This is a genomic window from Streptomyces sp. NPDC050564, assembly GCF_044457265.1.
Taxonomy (GTDB): domain Bacteria; phylum Actinomycetota; class Actinomycetes; order Streptomycetales; family Streptomycetaceae; genus Streptomyces.
The window spans coordinates 25,415-40,352 of record NZ_JBITGS010000060.1 but is presented as its reverse complement, the minus strand read 5'-3'; the positions used below and the strand labels follow the sequence as shown (position 1 = coordinate 40,352).

The window sequence follows — 14,938 nt, the reverse complement described above, 5'->3', positions numbered from 1 at the left end:
TGCAGATGTCGCAATCCACACCAGGCCAGAAGGCCCTCACCCATTTCAAGATCCCTCAGCCGAGACCTGCGTCACCAACCTCCATGGACAGAACAGCTAGCGCGCCACGCGGTAGCGGAGGTAGACGATTCTCGAGCTGAAGGTGCGGGTCTCGACGAGTTCGAGATCCACCCGGCGCTCGCGCTGGGGAAAGAACGGAATGCCGCCGCCAACCAGCACCGGGTAGACCCTGGCCCGGTACTCGTCGATCAGACCCAACGCGGCCGCCTCGGCGGCGAGAGTCGCGCCGCCGATCGCGATGTCGCCCTTCCCCGGCTCGGCTCGCAACCGCTCGATCTCCTCCGTCAGGCCGCCGGAGGCCAGGCGGGCATTGCCCTGCACCGCCGACAGCGTGGTGGAGAACACCACCTTTGGGAGCGCCTTCCAGATCGCGGCAAACTCGAGCGTTGAGAAGTCGAGCGATGGATTCTGGTCAACGGTCTCCCAGTACAGCATCGTCTCGTACAGCCGTCGTCCCAACAGGTGGACGCCGACCTCTCGCACCTCGTCGGTGGCGAAGCGAAAGACCTCCTCGTCGGGCGGCGTCCAGTCGAAGTCGCCGTCCGGCCCGACGATGTAGCCGTCAAGTGAGACGCTCATCGAATAGGTCACGCTGCGCATCAGAAGTCCTCCTCGGTAACGAGTTCGACAGTACGACCGCCGGACGCTTCAGGACTCATCGTGACTCGCGGGATCCCGTGGGCCGGGTCACCTCACGAGATTTCGTCGGGAAAACCTCATTGGCAACTCGCGGCTTGCAAGAAGCGTGACCACTTGGTGCCAACAAGCGTGTCCCATCGAGGAGAATCCGCCAACTCACTCCGCCCCGCTGGTTCCAACTACCGTGTCCAGGCTCACCTACTTCCTTATTTATCCCTAGTGTTGTGTATGTATAGTTATGTACATGGAGTTGCTGCGTGTGTCCAAGGCCGCGAAGCGTCTGGGTATTCACCCGATGACGCTTCGCCAGTGGGCTATTGACGGCAAGATTCCGTTCTCGTGGGTTGGTCGTGAGCGTCGGTTCTCCTCGATCGATGTGGAGAACATGAAGCGCGGTGGTGACTGGGCAGCTTCCCGTCCGAGGCGGGAGGTTTTGTATGTGCGTGTGTCCGGTTCATCCGGTCAGGAGTCCTCGTTGGCCGCGCAGGAAAAGGAGTTGCGGCCACGTCTACGGGTGAGGTCGTGAGGGTCCTCAAGGACCGTGGCTCTGGTCTGCGGGAGAACCGGCCCGGTTTGAACCGGGTGTTGGCGATGGTTTCCGATGGCAGCGTGAGCGTGGTGCGGGTGACGCATGAGGACCGGCTGGCCCGGTTCGGTGTCGGCTGGCTCAAGCGCCTGTTCGCCGTGTACGGCGTCACCCTCGAAGTGCTGCACCCGAAGAAGTCCGGCGGCCGGGACGAGTTGCTTGAAGACTTCGTCTCCCTGGTCACCACCTTCGCCGGTCGCCTGTACGGTATGCGTTCGGCCAAGGCCCGCAAGCAGCTGCTCGCCGAGACTGGTCAGTGTGCCGGCGAGGATGCTGCCACGTGAGCCGGAAGCTGCTGCTCGCCGAGGGCGAGACTTCCCGTACCGCATGCGCACGCGGCATGCTGCGTACCGGCGTAGACGAGAAGACCGGCGAACTCCTGCCCGCTGCTGTTGTAGCGGAGCGCGTCGGATGGGCTGCTGACCTCGTGTCCGGCATGGTCGGCGCGCTGACCGGTGAGTACTGGAACGCCACCGATGTGGACACCCTCGCCTCCGGGGAAGATGCCGGGGGCCGGAAGCTGCCGTCGAATGCGTGGATGGCCCTACGCCGCCTGGGCTGGACGGTGGCTCCGCCCGATGGGATCAAGGTCAATGACCGGATCACGCGCATGGCCCAGGAGGCGTCCGGGCGCTCGCTGCGGTCGGCGAAGTGGCGGGCCGACCTGACCGCCGGAGTGCTGGCTACCTGGCCCGCCGATCCGGCCGAACGCACACCCGAGGAATGGGACCAGGTGCGCGAGGCTGTACCCGGTGGACAGTTCCTGCCGTCGAGCGTGATCAAATCCCGCACTCGGCAAGCAACCGCCTTCGAGCGGACGCATGGGCGGCTTCCGGCCGATGTGTTCGAACTGGAGCCCACGCCCCGAGTGGCGCGCATGCTGCTGCTGTCGGCATGCGACGGGCAGCAGGCCGCCATCGAACGCGCCGAAGACCCCAGCCGCGCTCTGCTCAGGTTGCAGCTCCCCACTCGCCCCGACCCGCACTCCTACGCCAACTGGACGTGGGTGGCCTGCCCGATCTCGCTGCCGCCGACGATTCCGCCCGGTGCTGTGCTGCACCTGCCTACGCTCCGCGTGTCCGGCGGCCGGGTGCGCGCTGATCTCGCCTACACCCATGCCGTCCCGAAGACCGCCCGTACCGGGCATACCGTCGCGCTTGGCGTGGACTGGGGCCTGAACACCCTATTGTCCGCCGGTGCGGTCCGGCTGCACGATGACGGGCGGATCAACGCCCTCGGATCGGGCGCCCAGTTCCGGGCCGCTGGAGTGCTGGCCAAGCAGCATCGGCTGCGCCGACACAGCGAACACCTCCACGTCAAGGCCGACCACTACCAGCGGCTGATGAGCGCGAACGAACAACACGCCCTGGCCGACAAAGACCAGGTCCTGCGGGACGAAATCCGCCGTGTGTCCGCCCGTCGGTCGAACCTCAACGACGCCCTGGCCTGGGCTGCCGCCCGCTGGGCCGTCGACCAGGCCATCGCCGCCGGGGCCACCGTCATCTACCTGGAAGACCTGCGGTCGATGGCAGCCAAGGGCATGGGACGGACGATGAACACACGCCTGTCCCAACAGGTGCGCGGCCAGATCGCCGACCGCATGCGGCACCTGGCCGCCGAGACCGGTATCGCGGTGGTGACCGTCCCGGCCCGGAACACCTCCAAGCACTGCCCCCAGTGCCTCACCCCGCTGCGGCACCGCAAAGCACCGGACCGAACCACCACACCGGGCTGGAAATGGGCCATCTGCCCCGACCGTCACGGCTGCGGCTGGCAGGGCGACCGCGATCACGGGGCGTGGCGGCGTATCGCCGCACGCGGACTCACCCACCAGACCAAGACCGTGGCCGACCGCACTACCGGGGCCATGGTCATCCGCTCCGTGGTGGACAAACTCGAAGCCAAAGCCGTGGTCACCCCGGCCACGAACACCAGCCGGGACCGGTCCAAGACCGGCCCCACCCGGCAGCACAGGCCAACACGCCCCGCGCCCAGGCGACGCAGGGCACCCTCCCCCACCGGCCCCCAGGGTCCGGCGGGCAAGCGTCCGGAGGGACACGCACCAACGGACCGGACCCGGCTGCCCCGCGCAGCCCACCGGCACCAGAGCGTGACAACGATCAGCACACCCACCAACCGGCACAAGCCACGAGGAGCAGCACTGGGCGCGGGCTTCCACCTGCACGCTCACGCTACCCCTCCACGGTGGGCAGACCCCACGCCGGACGCTACGTCTGACATGGGATCGCTTAGCTGATTAGAGACGCTCAGTGCGACTGGTCGAGATGGGCGGCGCCCTTCCCGGGTGAGGTCGGCCGCGCGGGTCGAAGGTGTCGGCGGGGCCGGCCTTGAGGGCATCGGCGACGGCTGTGGCCAGGGGTGTGGATGGGCGGCCGATGAGCTGGCGCAGGTCGGTGCTGTCGGTGTACCAGTCGCCTCGGGCGGCCGCGAGGTTGGTGTCTGCGAGGAGTTTCATCCGGGACGGATCCGGCAGCAGTGAACGCATCCGCCGCTGCGGGAACGGGTCCGACTGCTGGAGGGCGCCTGCCGCGCAGTGTACGAGCTCAGGTGCTGAGGCCGCTGTTGTAACCCGCCGTGGTCCAGGCCAACCGTGGCCCCCGGGCAGGGCGCGCCTCCCGTCGCTGTGGTTATTCGGCTGCGGCAAGCAACCGTTCTTCGCCCTCCTCGTACAGCCGTCGGTTCTCGCGGCTCTCGGTGGCGCGTCGGCGGTGGTCCAGACGGCTGCCCAGCCAGCCCGCCAGGTAGCCGAACGGTATGGAGACCAGGCCCGTGGACTGCATGGGGAACAGGTCGAAGTGGGCGTTCGGGAAGACGGCGGAGGGCGTGCCCGAAACGGCTTGGGAGAAGACCATCAGCACCACCGCGCAGGCTGCACCGCCGTAGAGGCTCGCGAGCAGCCCCGTGCGCGTGAAGCCTCGCCAGAACAGGGAGTAGGTCAACGCGGGGGCCACCGCCGACGCCCCGATGCAGATCGCCAGCGTGGTCAGGACGCCGACGTCCCAGTTCTGGACCACGGTGGACAGCATGATGGCAACTGTTCCCACGGCCACGCTCGTCCATGCCGCCACCGTCATCTCCGTACGCGGCGCCGCCTGTCCTCGCCGCACCGCATGGGCGAACAGGTCATGGGCGAGCGATGAGGCCGCGGCCAGGGTCATCCCGGCGACAGAGGACAGCAGGGTGATGAACACCGTGCCCGCCACGGCCGCATAGAGAATCGTCGCGCCTGCGGAGGCGCCGTCGCCGCCCAGCGCTCGGGACAGCATGAGCACCGACGTCCTGCCGTGTGGGTCGGCCGCGGTGATGTACTGAGATCCCACCAGCGCCGCCGCGCCCGTACCCATGATGATCACGAGCAGGCAGAACGTGGTGACGGTGCCGACTGCCCACGACATGGAGCGGCGTACGGCGGGCACGTCCCGCGCGGAGTACAGGCGCATCGTGATGTGCGGCAGGCAGGCCACGCCGAGGACCACGGTGATCTGGAGACTGACGAAGTCCAGTCGCTGACTGGCAGAGGTGCCCAGTTGCAGGCCCTGTTGGAGGAAAGCGGGCCCCGTGCCGCTGCCGCGCTCGGCGGCCCGGAGCAGGTCGCCGGGGCTCCAGTCGAAGTGGTTCAGGACCAGAGCGGCGACGGCGATGCTGGTGCCCAGCAGAAGCACGATCTTGATCATTTGGATGAGCGCGGTGCCCCTCATGCCGCCGATCGCCGCGTAAATGATCATCAGGCTGCCGACGAGGACGATGCACACCGTCCTGGCGCCCGGCAGGTGCGGGATGCCCAGGATGAAGGTGAGCAGCGACCCGGCCCCGGAGAGCTGGACGACGAGGAAGGGAAGAGTCGCCGAAAGCGTCACCACGCAGGAGGCGATGCGGACGGCACGCCCGGGCATGTTCCGGGTCAGCACGTCGCCCATGGTGAACCTGCCGGCGTTGCGCAGGGGTTCGGCCAGCAGGAACATCAGCAGCACCAGCGACATGGCTGTGCTGACGGCCAGCACGTAGCCGTCGTATCCCGCGAGCGCGATGATGCCGGTGGTGCTCAACACGGTGGCCGCGGAGATGTAGTCGCCCGCGATCGCCAAACCGTTCCTGAGCGGCGTGAGCGAGAGGTAGCCGGTATAGAAGTTCGTCAGGTCGTCGCGATCCGGTCCCGCCATCACGCACATCAGTAGCGTGAAAGTGGCCAGGGCGGTGAAGAGAATCAGGACTGTGGCCTGCGTGCCGGAGGTGAAGTTGTTCATCTCGCCACCCCGGCGTCCCGGGCCGGCCGCGCCGCCCGTTCCCTGACGACCCGCGCCAACCGGTCCACGGAGCGTTGTGCACTGCGTCCGTACCAGAGGACTGCCACGAAGGTGACGATGAGTTGGAGGACCCCCAGGGCCATGCCCAGGCTCAGCTCCCCGGCGATCTTGGTCCCCATCAGGTCCGGCGCATAGCAGGACAGCAAGACGTAGACCAGGAAGGAGCCGAGCGCGGTGAGGGTGGAGACTCGGCGGAGCAGGCGGTAGGCCGAGCGGAGGGCGGCGAGGTCGGCGCTGCGTCGACCGGTCTCGTGCCCGTACGGCTCATGCCGAGGGGCTTGCCCGTACGAGTCGTACGCAGAGGCGTCGTATCCATACGGGTCGTACCGAGGGGCGTCGTGTCCGTACGGCTCCTGCCACGGATCCCGGCCGTACGAGTCGTGCCGAGGGGCATACCGATAGGGCTCGGTCTGCGGCTGCGTCCATCCCGACGGTGGTGGTGGCGGATACCGGTTGTCGTCGGCGTAGGTCATCGCGTGGCCTTTCCATGCGGCTCGGATCCGTGGAGGTGGGCGGGATCGAAGGGGGGTGGCGGCGCACGATACCGACTGGTTGGAATGCCTGATAAGCCTGCTGGGAGTCACGTTTTGGGCTCGATGCCGCACAGGGTCGACGGCCGGGTGCCCACGGGTACGGATCGGGTTGGTGGTCTGCCGGGTGGCCGGCGAACTCCGTAAGCACCCCATGCCGTTGCCGACATGACCCTGGTCGGATTCCGGCCGCCCTGGTCTTTGCCGTGGTGTTCACCCTCTGCGTCGGCAGCCTCGACGACCTTTGATGTGCTGCGCGGCGGATCAACTGGGAGAGACGGGAAGCGGATTCGGCTATTCCCGTGCATCGCCGGAAAACTGTCCGTCTCCCGCGCAAGGCCAAAGCCGACTCGGGGAAGGGCGGCGAACAGCCGCCGCGGATCCGGCGGCGGACCGTGTCGTGCTGCGCCCGCTGCCCCCACTGACGACGTAGGACGCCTTCCCCGCCCGCCCTCCGGCTGCTGTCGGGACCGGACGCCCCGCCATGGCGACCGGAGCCGGGGATTCGGTCCCCGACGGCTTCGAGACCTGAACGGAGAGATGGTGTGTGGTGAACATCACGCCCCCTGTCGTACCTACTGGTCGGTATGGTCGCTGGGAGCCGCGAACGACAGGAGGCGCAATGTCTGCGACCAACCGCCAGATCCGTCTGGCAGCCCGCCCCGAGGGCCAGGTGAAACCCGATGACTGGCAGCACTTTTCAGGGGCCGTGGAGGATCCGGGCCCGGGCCGGTTCGCGGGCCGGACACGGGTCATCTCGCTGGACCCGGCCATGCGGGGCTGGCTGGACGACCGCCCCTCCTATCTGCCGCCGGTGGGCATCGGTGAGGTGATGCGTGCCGGATCGGTCATCGAGGTCACCGCATCCAACCACCCCGGCTTCCAGCCGGGTGATCACGTGGTCGGCACGTTCGGCGTCCAGGAGTACGTGGTCTCCGACGGCAAGGGCGCCCTGAAGATCGACACCTCCCTCGCCCCGCCCTCGACGTATCTCGGGGCGCTGGGCATGCCCGGCATGACCGCCTACTTCGGCTTGCTGGACGTCGGGGCGCTCAAGGACGGTGAGACCGTCGTGGTGTCGGGGGCGGCCGGCGCGGTCGGCACCATGGTGGGTCAGATCGCGAAGGCCAAGGGCTGCCGGGTCGTGGGCATCGCCGGCGGGCCCGAGAAGTGCGCGTTGCTCACCGACGAGCTGGAATTCGACGCGGCGATCGACTACCGCGCCGACGACGTCAGGAAGGCGCTGCGCGAGCACGCCCCCGACGGCATCGACGTCTACTTCGACAACGTCGGAGGAGACATCCTCGACGCCGCACTGACCCGGCTGGCGATGCACGCGCGCGTCGTGGTCTGCGGTGCGATCAGTCAGTACAACAACGCCACGCCGGTCAAGGGCCCCTCGAACTACCTCACACTGCTGGTGCGTCGCGCCCGCATGGAGGGCTTCGTCGTCTTCGACTACGCCAAACGCTACGCGCAGGCCGCGCAGGAGATCTCCGCCTGGATCGGCGACGGCCACATCAAGGTCAAAGAACATGTGGTGAGGGGAACCGTGGACGAATTCCCCGAGACGCTGCAAATGCTCTTCCGCGGCGAGAACGTCGGCAAGCTCGTCCTCGAGCTGGCATGAGCGCCGCCGAGAGCAGGGCCGCCGCCCCACGGGAAGCACACCCGGACAACGCCGCGCTCCGGGGCAAGGTGGCGATCGTCACCGGCGGAGCCAGCGGACTGGGCCGGGCCACGGCGCTGACCTTGGCGCAGGCGGGGGCCCAAGTGGTGGTCGCGGACCTCGACGCGCGGGGCGGCCGGGAGGTGGCCGACATGATCGGTGGCCACTTCCGCGCCTGTGACGTCTCCGACCTCGACGCCAACCGTGCGCTGGTGGACTTCACCCAGGAACAGTGCGGCGGTGTCGACATCGCGTTCCTGAACGCGGGCGTGGCGACCGGATGCGGCGTCGGCGACGATTTCGACCTGGCGCGCTACCGCCGGGCGATGGGCGCCAACCTCGACGGTGTCGTCTTTGGCACGCATGCGGTGCTGCCGGCGCTGCGGGCCCGTGGCGGAGGGGCGATTGTGGCCACCGCGTCCCTGGCGGGCCTGGCGGCGGTGCCGCTCGATCCGCTGTATGCGGCCAACAAGCACGCGGTGGTAGGACTGGCCCGCTCTTTGGGACCGGCCCTCGCACCGGACAAGGTGCGCTTCAACGCGGTCTGCCCGGGATTCGCCGAGTCGCGGATCATCGACCCGCTGCGCGACCTGCTCGCCGAGCAGCAACTGGAGGTCATCCCGGCTCAGGTGGTTGCGGACACGGTGCTGCGGATGGTCACCGGTGACGGCACCGGGGAGTGCTGGTTCATCCAGGCCGGCCGCGAACCGGAGCCGTTCCGCTTCCGCAACGTCCCCGGCCCGGGCAAGCTCGTCGAGGCCTGAGAACGCTCGCGGCAGTCGCGATGGGCGCCCCCGGGGAGCCTGTGCCACTGCCGGTCGGGGGAGTGGGGAAGAGAGCGCCGCGTAGGCCCGCACGTGGCGCCCGCCTACACGTGGCGCCCGCCTACACGTGGCGCCCGCCTACACGTGGCGCCCGCACGGGCGGCGGCCGACCCGCGGGCGTACTCGGCACCCCGCCCTCCGCGGTGAGCCGCCGGCGACCGGCCGGTCCTTGCGCCTGCTCTCGGCAGTCCGCGGGATCCGGCCGGACAGGGGCCGGGCCACGAACCACCTGGTCCGCCCCCATCGCCGTAAGGAACCGGCCCGAACGCCTCAGTGAGTCATCGGGCCGAACTCCTGGCGTATGTCCGCCGGTTCACCGCAGAGCGACCACCGCTCGCCGAATGGACGGCATCGATTGCATCGTCTCGATCGGGAAGGCGTCACCGCCCAGTCGCCAAGGTGACGCGGGGGAGCAGCAAGCCCACCTTCACGGCGTTCAGGTTGCGCACCGCATCCCGCAAGCCCTCCCTGGTCGGACGCTTCATCGCGGTGAGCGGCATCGCGCTGGCCGGGTACGGGTACGGGTGATCGCGCCGACCGCGGTTCGGAAGGGCGGCGCGGGAACGCGGCGACTGCGCGGACGAGGCGGAAACCCCGGAGACCGTGGACGAGGTTCGCGGCATCCTGTCCCATTCATCGGCGTCACCCGGTTGAGCGCCCGGCAGGCGAGTCAATGCCTCACGCGCGAGGGGGGCCGACTGTCCGGCCGCGCCGACTGGACGCAAGTGGCCACCGAGGCGGTCCGCCAGGTCATCCCCTCTTTCTTCGTTGCCTTGGCCCGGCAAGCCCGGTGGGTCGTGCGCTGCCGGTAGAGGGCATGGGCGGCCATCGGCCCGTGTGCTCAAATACGCGTGCGGGGACTCGGGGGAAAGGTGATGAGGCACGGTGGGGTCGGCGGAGCACAAGGCGATACGGACCGTGGTATGGCTCCTGATCGCTGTCGCGGCTCTTGCCGTGGGGGCGGCGACGGCCTTCGAGATCCGCGGAGCGCTGGAGCGGGAGCGGGAGTTCCGTGCCGCGCCGGCGTGCGCCTCCGTCCCGGTAAAGGCCTCGGGGTGCCTGTGGGAGCAGGAATTCACCGTTCGGAAGGCCGATACGCACCGCGGATCGCGGAGGGCGTCGCCGGAGGCGGAGTTGTTGCTGCCATCAGGTAAGCCGTGGGAAGTGACGTTCCGTCAAACTGAGCCGGTGGTATCGGAGATGGAGCCGCACGACAAGGTCGTCGGCGTGATCTGGCACGGGCATGTCGTCGAGGTGCGGGACGCCGAGGGACGGCAGCAGCAGACGTCCTCCGGGCCCGTGGGGTGGCCCGAGGACCGCCTGGGCGGCGCGCTCGCCTGCCTCTCGTTCGGCCTGACCGCCCTCGTCGGAGGGCTGTGGTCACTCCTCGCGCGGGGCAACCGGCGTCACGCGACAGCAGCGATCGTCGTGCGGTGGCACGGCGTCGGCATGGGCGTCACAGCCATCCTGACGCTCTGGGCGCAGGCGGCCAACGACTGGCCGATATGGGCGATCCCGGCCATCTGGGGACCGCTCGCGCTGCTCCTCCTGGCCTCCATGGTGGCCTTCGCCATCGCTGCCCTCCGCGGCGATTTGGATGACGATGGCCCGTCCACCCCAGGGGTACCGCCGCCACCGCCCCCGCCGTCGATGGGTCGACCGGGCGGGACAGCGACGGGGGCAGGGAGCGGTCAGTCCTGATCCGGGATGCCGTCGGCCTGGCGGTCGCCCCGGCCATCGCCGCATGTGGCTGACGTGGTGCGTCACGTCGCGTAGATGCCAGCAACGCCAACACGGCTGAGCGTAGTCAGACGGGCAGAGGTGGAGCCGTGCACTTGCTATGCGCCGGCGTGGGCACCCGGAAAGTCCAGGACGGTCATGTGTACTCCTTGCCCGGCGCGGCCTCCGCCGTTCGCGGAGTCGCGGGTATGGACTTGTGCGGGGAGTGCCGCAACGTCCATCGGGGCCTGAACGACTTGCCGCGACGGATGGCGAAGCGGCCCAGAACAACGCGGACGGCCACGTACACGACCTTCAGCAGGATGATCGCCACGACTACGTCGGCGGCCCCAACTGGTCCACGCCGACGCGGCCAGTGCGGCTCCGCCCAGCCCCAGGTGCACGGCGACGACCCGACGCCACCGTGCGTACCGCTGAGACCAGGTCGGATCCCTTGATCTGCTTGAGGACGTAGCCGGATGCGCCGGCCATGATCGCGTCGAGCAGAGCCTCCTCGTCGTCGAACGAGGTCAGCATCAGACAGGCCAACTCCGGCATCTGGCTGCGCAGTTCCCGGCAGACCGAGATGCCGTCGCCGTCCGGTAGGCGCACGTCAAGGACGGCGACATCGGGGCGCAGCGCCGGTCCTCGTGCCAGGGCGTGGTCGACGGTGCCTGCATCACCGACCACCGAGATATCCGGCTCGGCGTCGAACAGGTCGGCCAGGCCACGGCGGACGACCTCGTGGTCGTCCAGCAGAAACACACGGATCGGGTTCTGCTCGCTGAAAGTGCGTGGCTCGGCCATGGCGACCCCTCGTTCCCCGGACGAAGGACAGCCTGCAGACTGTCCCTGGGGACGATCATCACTCGCCCGGACCGAATGCACCAGGGCCGACCGGCCCCGCTCGTACCGAGGACGGGGCCCTGGCGGGCCCAACGGCCAGACTGCCTTGTGGGCCTGGTCGGTGCCGGCAACGCGATCCTCTGGGGCGGCACATCGAAGCTTCGAAGCGGTGGATCAGCGACATTCCGGCGGGCCACAGCTTCGGCTCGGATGCGCGCTCAGACGTGGCTGCCGGCGCCGTACGGGGCGTACAGGTCCAACAGTCGGGTCCGGGCTGAGCGGAGGCGGTGGGCGAGCACGTCACCGACCCATTGGGCGATGGTGCTGCCCATGGCCGGGTCTTCCTGGCACATGAGGCGGACGGCGGTGGCGTCGAATTCGTACGCCCGCACCGGAGTCGTCGCCTCGGCGCCCAGGTGCCAGACGTGCGGGGTGAACAACCAGGACCAGCCGATCAGTTCGTTGTGCCGGAGGGTCTCGATGACGGCTGCGCGACGGCCGGGCACGTGCATGTCGAGCTCGACCGTGCCGGTGCGGATGATCCAGAACCGGTCGGCACGCCCGCCTTCCTCAAACAGCCGCGTCCCTTGCGCGAAGGTCACCTCACGGGCGACACGCATGAGCCGCTGCCGGTGTTCGGCAGGCAGGGCCCGCAGCATGCTGGGCGTCGGGGTAGTGATCACGGCGTGCCTCCCGGCGGGGTGTGGGAACTGCCATGGCCAGCGTGTGTCCGACGCCTGGCGGCAGGCCATGGGCCACCCGGTCCCTGGGCCGGGCCACTCGGCTCCGACGAGGAGACGGCAGCAACTTCCTCGCCGTCACCCCACGAGGGGTCGTCGGCTACAGGCGCCACATCACGACCAACACCTACCTCCGCAAGCAGGGCATCGAGATCGTCACCATCGCCGGTGCCGAACTCGGCCGCGGACGCGGCGGTCCGCGCTGCATGAGCTGCCCCGCTGACCACGACCATCACCCCGGAAGGACTGGGGCACTGCCCGCAGGAGCGCGCGGGCCACCTGGTGGGCATCCTCGACGCCTACATGGCAGCCGGCGGCTTCCACATGAACGTCAACGTGCTCGACCGTGCCACCCTCGAGGACGCGATGGCGCACCCGGAGAAGTACCCGGACCTGACCATCCGGGTCTCGGGGTACGCCGTCAACTTCGTCCGCCTGACCCGCGAGCAGCAGCTCGACGTGATCAACCGCACCTTCCACGGAACGCTGTGAGCACGATGACGACACCGGCCGGATCCACTCCTGGCACCTGTCCACCGGCGTGGACGGTCCCGGGACCCGGTTCGTCCTCTTCCTCAGCGGCTGCCCCTTGCGCTGCCTGTACTGCGCCAACCCCGACACCTGGCACATGCGCGACGGTCGGGAGACGACGGTGCACGACGTGATGGCGGAGATCGACAAGTACCGTACCTTCATCACCACGGCCGGCGGCGGGGTGACGCTCACCGGCGGCGAACCACTGCTTCAGCCCGCCTTCACCGGAGAACTGCTGCGCCGCTGCAAGGAAGCCGGACTGCACACCTCCCTGGACACATCCGGCTTCCTCGGCGCACGCGCCACCGACGAACTCCTCGCCCACACCGACCTGGTCCTGCTGGACATCAAGTCGTTCGACCTCGACACCTACCGGAAACTGACTGGCGGCGAGCTCGCCCCCACCCTGAACTTCGCCACCCGCCTCGTCCGCCTCGGTGTCCCGATGTGGATCCGGTACGTGCTGGTCCCCGGCTGGACCGACGACCTGCAGCGAGTCGACGCCCTGGCCCGTTTCGTCGCGGGCCTCGGCACAGCCGAGCGGGTCGACGTACTGCCCTTCCACAAACTCGGTGCCTCGAAGTACGAGGCGCTCGGCATCCCCTTCCCCCTTCGGGACAACCCGGTCCCCGACCCCGTCATGACCGAGAACGTCCGCGCGCGCTTCAGGCAGCAGGGCGTTGCGGCCTACTGACGGCCGAGCCAGGCCCGGTAAGCGGCCACGGCAGTCGGGAGCGTCGGGAAGATCCGGTCCTTGCCGACCGAGTTCGCCAGGCCGTACGCCTCGAGGTCGCCCAGGAGGTCCTGTTTCACCCGGGCGAGGGCGAACACGATGCCGCGGTGGGTCAGTTCGCGGCGCAGTTCGTCGACCGCGTCGAGGGCCGTGATGTCCACCTCCACATTGGCCTCGGTATTGAGGACGAACCAGCGGACGGGGCCGGCCTGTTCGTCGACCGCGGCCAAGGCGCGGTGCCGGAAGTCCTCCGCGTTGGCGAAGAACAGAGGGGAGTCGTAGCGGTAGACGAGCAGACCGGGGATGGTGCGGGCCTGCGGGTAGTCGTCGACGTCGTGCATCCCGGCCATGCCGGGGACCAGGCCCTCGACGGCGTCGTGCGGTCGCGCCACCCGGGTCAGCAGTTCGGCCACCGAGAGGCCGACGGCCACGATCACGCCGTACAGGATGTCCAGGGCGAGCACCCCGGCGAGGCAGCCGAGGGCCAGGAGCAGTTCCCGTCGACGGAAGGACGCCAGCCGGCGGAAGCCCGCGAAATCGATCATGCGGGCTGCGGCGTAGACGACGAGCGCGCCGAGCACGGCGGACGGGGTCCGCGTCAGCAGCGGGCTGAGGAAGAGCAGCACGGCGAGCACCACCGCCCCGGCCACCAGGGAGTACGCCTGACTGCGGGCGCCCGCAGAGGAGGCGAGCGCGGTACGGCTGGCGCTGCTGCTCACCGGGAAGCCGTGCAGCGCCCCGGCGCCGAGATTGGCCGTGCCCAGGGCGAGGAACTCCTGGTTGGCGTCGAGCCCGGGACCTTCGTCGTCGCGGTCGGTGAAGGCCCGTGCGGTGAGAATGAAGTCGGTGTAAGCGACCAGCAGCACACCGAGCGCGGGCAGCACGAGGTGCGGCAGCTCGCTCAGATCCGGAACCGCGAAGCTCGGCAGGCCGGACGGGACATCGCCGATCACCTTCAGCCCGTACCGGCCGTCGAGGTCGAAGGCCACCACGGCGGTGGTGCCGAGGACGACGGCCACCAGCGGGCCGGGCACGCCACGGACGTAACGGGTCATCAGGAACAGGAACACGAGGACGGCGACGGAGAAGAGGACGGTGGACAGGTGCGCGTCCGTCAAGTGGCTGACGAAGGACCACAGCTGGGGGAAGAACTCCGATCCGCTCGTCTGCACGCCGGTGAGTCTGGGCAGCTGGTCCACCGTCATGATGAGCGCCACGCCCGCGAGATAGCCGATCAGCACGGGGCGGGAGAGCAGGTGGGCGACGAAACCCAGCCGCACCACCCTCGCCGCCAGGCACAGCAGTCCGACCGTGACCGCGAGGGCCGCCGCCAACGACGCGTAGCGCCCGGAGTCGCCGGCGGCGAGCGGACCGACCACAGTGGCCGTCATCAGCGCGGTCGTGGACTCCGGGCCGACCGAGAGCAGTCGCGAGGAACCGAACAGCGCGTACAGCGCGAGGGCCGGCAGGATGGCCCACAGCCCCGCCACGGGAGGCAGTCCCGCCACCCCTGCGTAGGCCATGACTTGCGGCACAAGATACGCGGCCACCGTCACGCCGGCCAGCAGGTCGCCCTTGAGCCACGCACCCCGGTAGCCCAGGAGCGCGACGAGCCCGGGCACCAGTCGGTGCCACCCCGAGACGTGCCTGCCCGAGCCCTGGGTCATCTGCCGCCTTCCGCCGTCTGACCTCATGATCCACCGGTGCGTGATCGGACGCGAGACCAACGGGGA

15 protein-coding genes and 3 pseudogenes are annotated in these 14,938 nt (G+C 69.1%); 10 read left to right on the top strand and 8 right to left on the bottom strand.

Annotated features, from left to right (window positions below; genetic code table 11):
* Positions 1–96: 96 nt before the first annotated feature.
* On the bottom strand, positions 97–660 hold the full coding sequence (locus ACIBK0_RS47845) for a dihydrofolate reductase family protein (RefSeq protein WP_399095506.1): 564 nt from the start codon (positions 658–660) through the stop codon (positions 97–99).
* A 283-nt stretch (positions 661–943) separates the two neighbouring features.
* Here ACIBK0_RS47845 and ACIBK0_RS47840 point away from each other — a divergent pair, with 283 nt between their 5' ends.
* From ACIBK0_RS47840 to ACIBK0_RS47830, 3 genes are read left to right on the top strand one after another with little or no spacing between them, the layout of a single operon-like run.
* Positions 944–1,225: an excisionase family DNA-binding protein gene (locus tag ACIBK0_RS47840; RefSeq protein ID WP_399095503.1), complete on the top strand. Its 282-nt coding sequence runs from the start codon at positions 944–946 to the stop codon at positions 1,223–1,225.
* Positions 1,222–1,569, top strand: coding sequence for a recombinase family protein (locus ACIBK0_RS47835; RefSeq protein WP_399095500.1), 348 nt, complete (start codon positions 1,222–1,224; stop codon positions 1,567–1,569). Before ACIBK0_RS47840 ends, ACIBK0_RS47835 begins: the two co-directional genes overlap by 4 nt.
* Positions 1,566–3,542: a zinc ribbon domain-containing protein gene (locus tag ACIBK0_RS47830; RefSeq protein WP_399095497.1), complete on the top strand. Its 1,977-nt coding sequence runs from the start codon at positions 1,566–1,568 to the stop codon at positions 3,540–3,542. Before ACIBK0_RS47835 ends, ACIBK0_RS47830 begins: the two co-directional genes overlap by 4 nt.
* On the opposite strand, the gene ACIBK0_RS47825 is transcribed toward ACIBK0_RS47830, so the two are convergent.
* The 3 genes from ACIBK0_RS47825 to ACIBK0_RS47815 all read right to left on the bottom strand — a co-directional run bounded on the left by ACIBK0_RS47825 (position 3,543) and on the right by ACIBK0_RS47815 (position 6,083).
* Positions 3,543–3,761 (bottom strand): hypothetical protein, encoded by a 219-nt coding sequence (locus tag ACIBK0_RS47825; RefSeq protein WP_399095494.1) that lies wholly within the window; start codon positions 3,759–3,761, stop codon positions 3,543–3,545.
* 172 nt (positions 3,762–3,933) lie between these two features.
* Positions 3,934–5,550, bottom strand: a complete 1,617-nt coding sequence (locus ACIBK0_RS47820) for a cation acetate symporter (RefSeq protein WP_399095491.1) — start codon at positions 5,548–5,550, stop codon at positions 3,934–3,936.
* Positions 5,547–6,083 (bottom strand): DUF485 domain-containing protein, encoded by a 537-nt coding sequence (locus ACIBK0_RS47815; RefSeq protein ID WP_399095488.1) that lies wholly within the window; start codon positions 6,081–6,083, stop codon positions 5,547–5,549. Before ACIBK0_RS47815 ends, ACIBK0_RS47820 begins: the two co-directional genes overlap by 4 nt.
* 679 nt (positions 6,084–6,762) lie before the next feature.
* Here ACIBK0_RS47815 and ACIBK0_RS47810 point away from each other — a divergent pair.
* From ACIBK0_RS47810 to ACIBK0_RS47795, 4 genes are all read left to right on the top strand, one after another.
* A complete protein-coding gene (locus ACIBK0_RS47810) occupies positions 6,763–7,770 on the top strand; it encodes an NADP-dependent oxidoreductase (RefSeq protein ID WP_399095485.1) in 1,008 nt (335 codons plus the stop codon).
* The gene (locus tag ACIBK0_RS47805) at positions 7,767–8,573 is read left to right on the top strand and encodes an SDR family NAD(P)-dependent oxidoreductase (protein WP_399095482.1); all 807 of its coding nucleotides are present in this window, start codon (positions 7,767–7,769) and stop codon (positions 8,571–8,573) included. Before ACIBK0_RS47810 ends, ACIBK0_RS47805 begins: the two co-directional genes overlap by 4 nt.
* Positions 8,574–9,032: 459 nt before the next feature.
* A complete protein-coding gene (locus ACIBK0_RS47800; protein WP_399095479.1) occupies positions 9,033–9,161 on the top strand; it encodes a hypothetical protein in 129 nt (42 codons plus the stop codon).
* Positions 9,162–9,518: 357 nt separating this feature from the next.
* The gene (locus tag ACIBK0_RS47795; protein ID WP_399095476.1) at positions 9,519–10,334 is read left to right on the top strand and encodes a hypothetical protein; all 816 of its coding nucleotides are present in this window, start codon (positions 9,519–9,521) and stop codon (positions 10,332–10,334) included.
* 175 nt (positions 10,335–10,509) lie between these two features.
* Here ACIBK0_RS47795 and ACIBK0_RS47790 read toward each other — a convergent pair whose 3' ends face one another.
* The 3 genes and pseudogenes from ACIBK0_RS47790 to ACIBK0_RS47780 all read right to left on the bottom strand — a co-directional run bounded on the left by ACIBK0_RS47790 (position 10,510) and on the right by ACIBK0_RS47780 (position 11,881).
* Positions 10,510–10,686, bottom strand: coding sequence for a hypothetical protein (locus ACIBK0_RS47790; RefSeq protein ID WP_399095473.1), 177 nt, complete (start codon positions 10,684–10,686; stop codon positions 10,510–10,512).
* Between the two features lie 35 nt (positions 10,687–10,721).
* A pseudogene (locus ACIBK0_RS47785) lies at positions 10,722–11,159 on the bottom strand (response regulator transcription factor); the annotation flags it as partial.
* 257 nt (positions 11,160–11,416) lie between these two features.
* Positions 11,417–11,881 (bottom strand): Crp/Fnr family transcriptional regulator, encoded by a 465-nt coding sequence (locus ACIBK0_RS47780; protein ID WP_399095470.1) that lies wholly within the window; start codon positions 11,879–11,881, stop codon positions 11,417–11,419.
* Between the two features lie 107 nt (positions 11,882–11,988).
* Between ACIBK0_RS47780 and ACIBK0_RS47775 the strand changes: the two are divergent.
* The 3 genes and pseudogenes from ACIBK0_RS47775 to pflA form a co-directional block, all read left to right on the top strand.
* A pseudogene (locus tag ACIBK0_RS47775) lies at positions 11,989–12,168 on the top strand (arginine deiminase family protein); the annotation flags it as partial.
* Positions 12,158–12,430: pseudogene (locus tag ACIBK0_RS47770) on the top strand (glycine radical domain-containing protein); the annotation flags it as partial. The pseudogenes ACIBK0_RS47775 and ACIBK0_RS47770, both read left to right, overlap by 11 nt.
* Positions 12,431–12,479: 49 nt before the next feature.
* Positions 12,480–13,166 (top strand): pyruvate formate-lyase-activating protein, encoded by a 687-nt coding sequence (gene pflA / locus ACIBK0_RS47765; RefSeq protein WP_399095467.1) that lies wholly within the window; start codon positions 12,480–12,482, stop codon positions 13,164–13,166.
* On the opposite strand, the gene ACIBK0_RS47760 is transcribed toward pflA, so the two are convergent.
* Positions 13,160–14,872 (bottom strand): SulP family inorganic anion transporter, encoded by a 1,713-nt coding sequence (locus ACIBK0_RS47760; protein WP_399095464.1) that lies wholly within the window; start codon positions 14,870–14,872, stop codon positions 13,160–13,162. The genes pflA and ACIBK0_RS47760 overlap by 7 nt on opposite strands.
* Between the last annotated feature and the right edge of the window lie 66 nt (positions 14,873–14,938).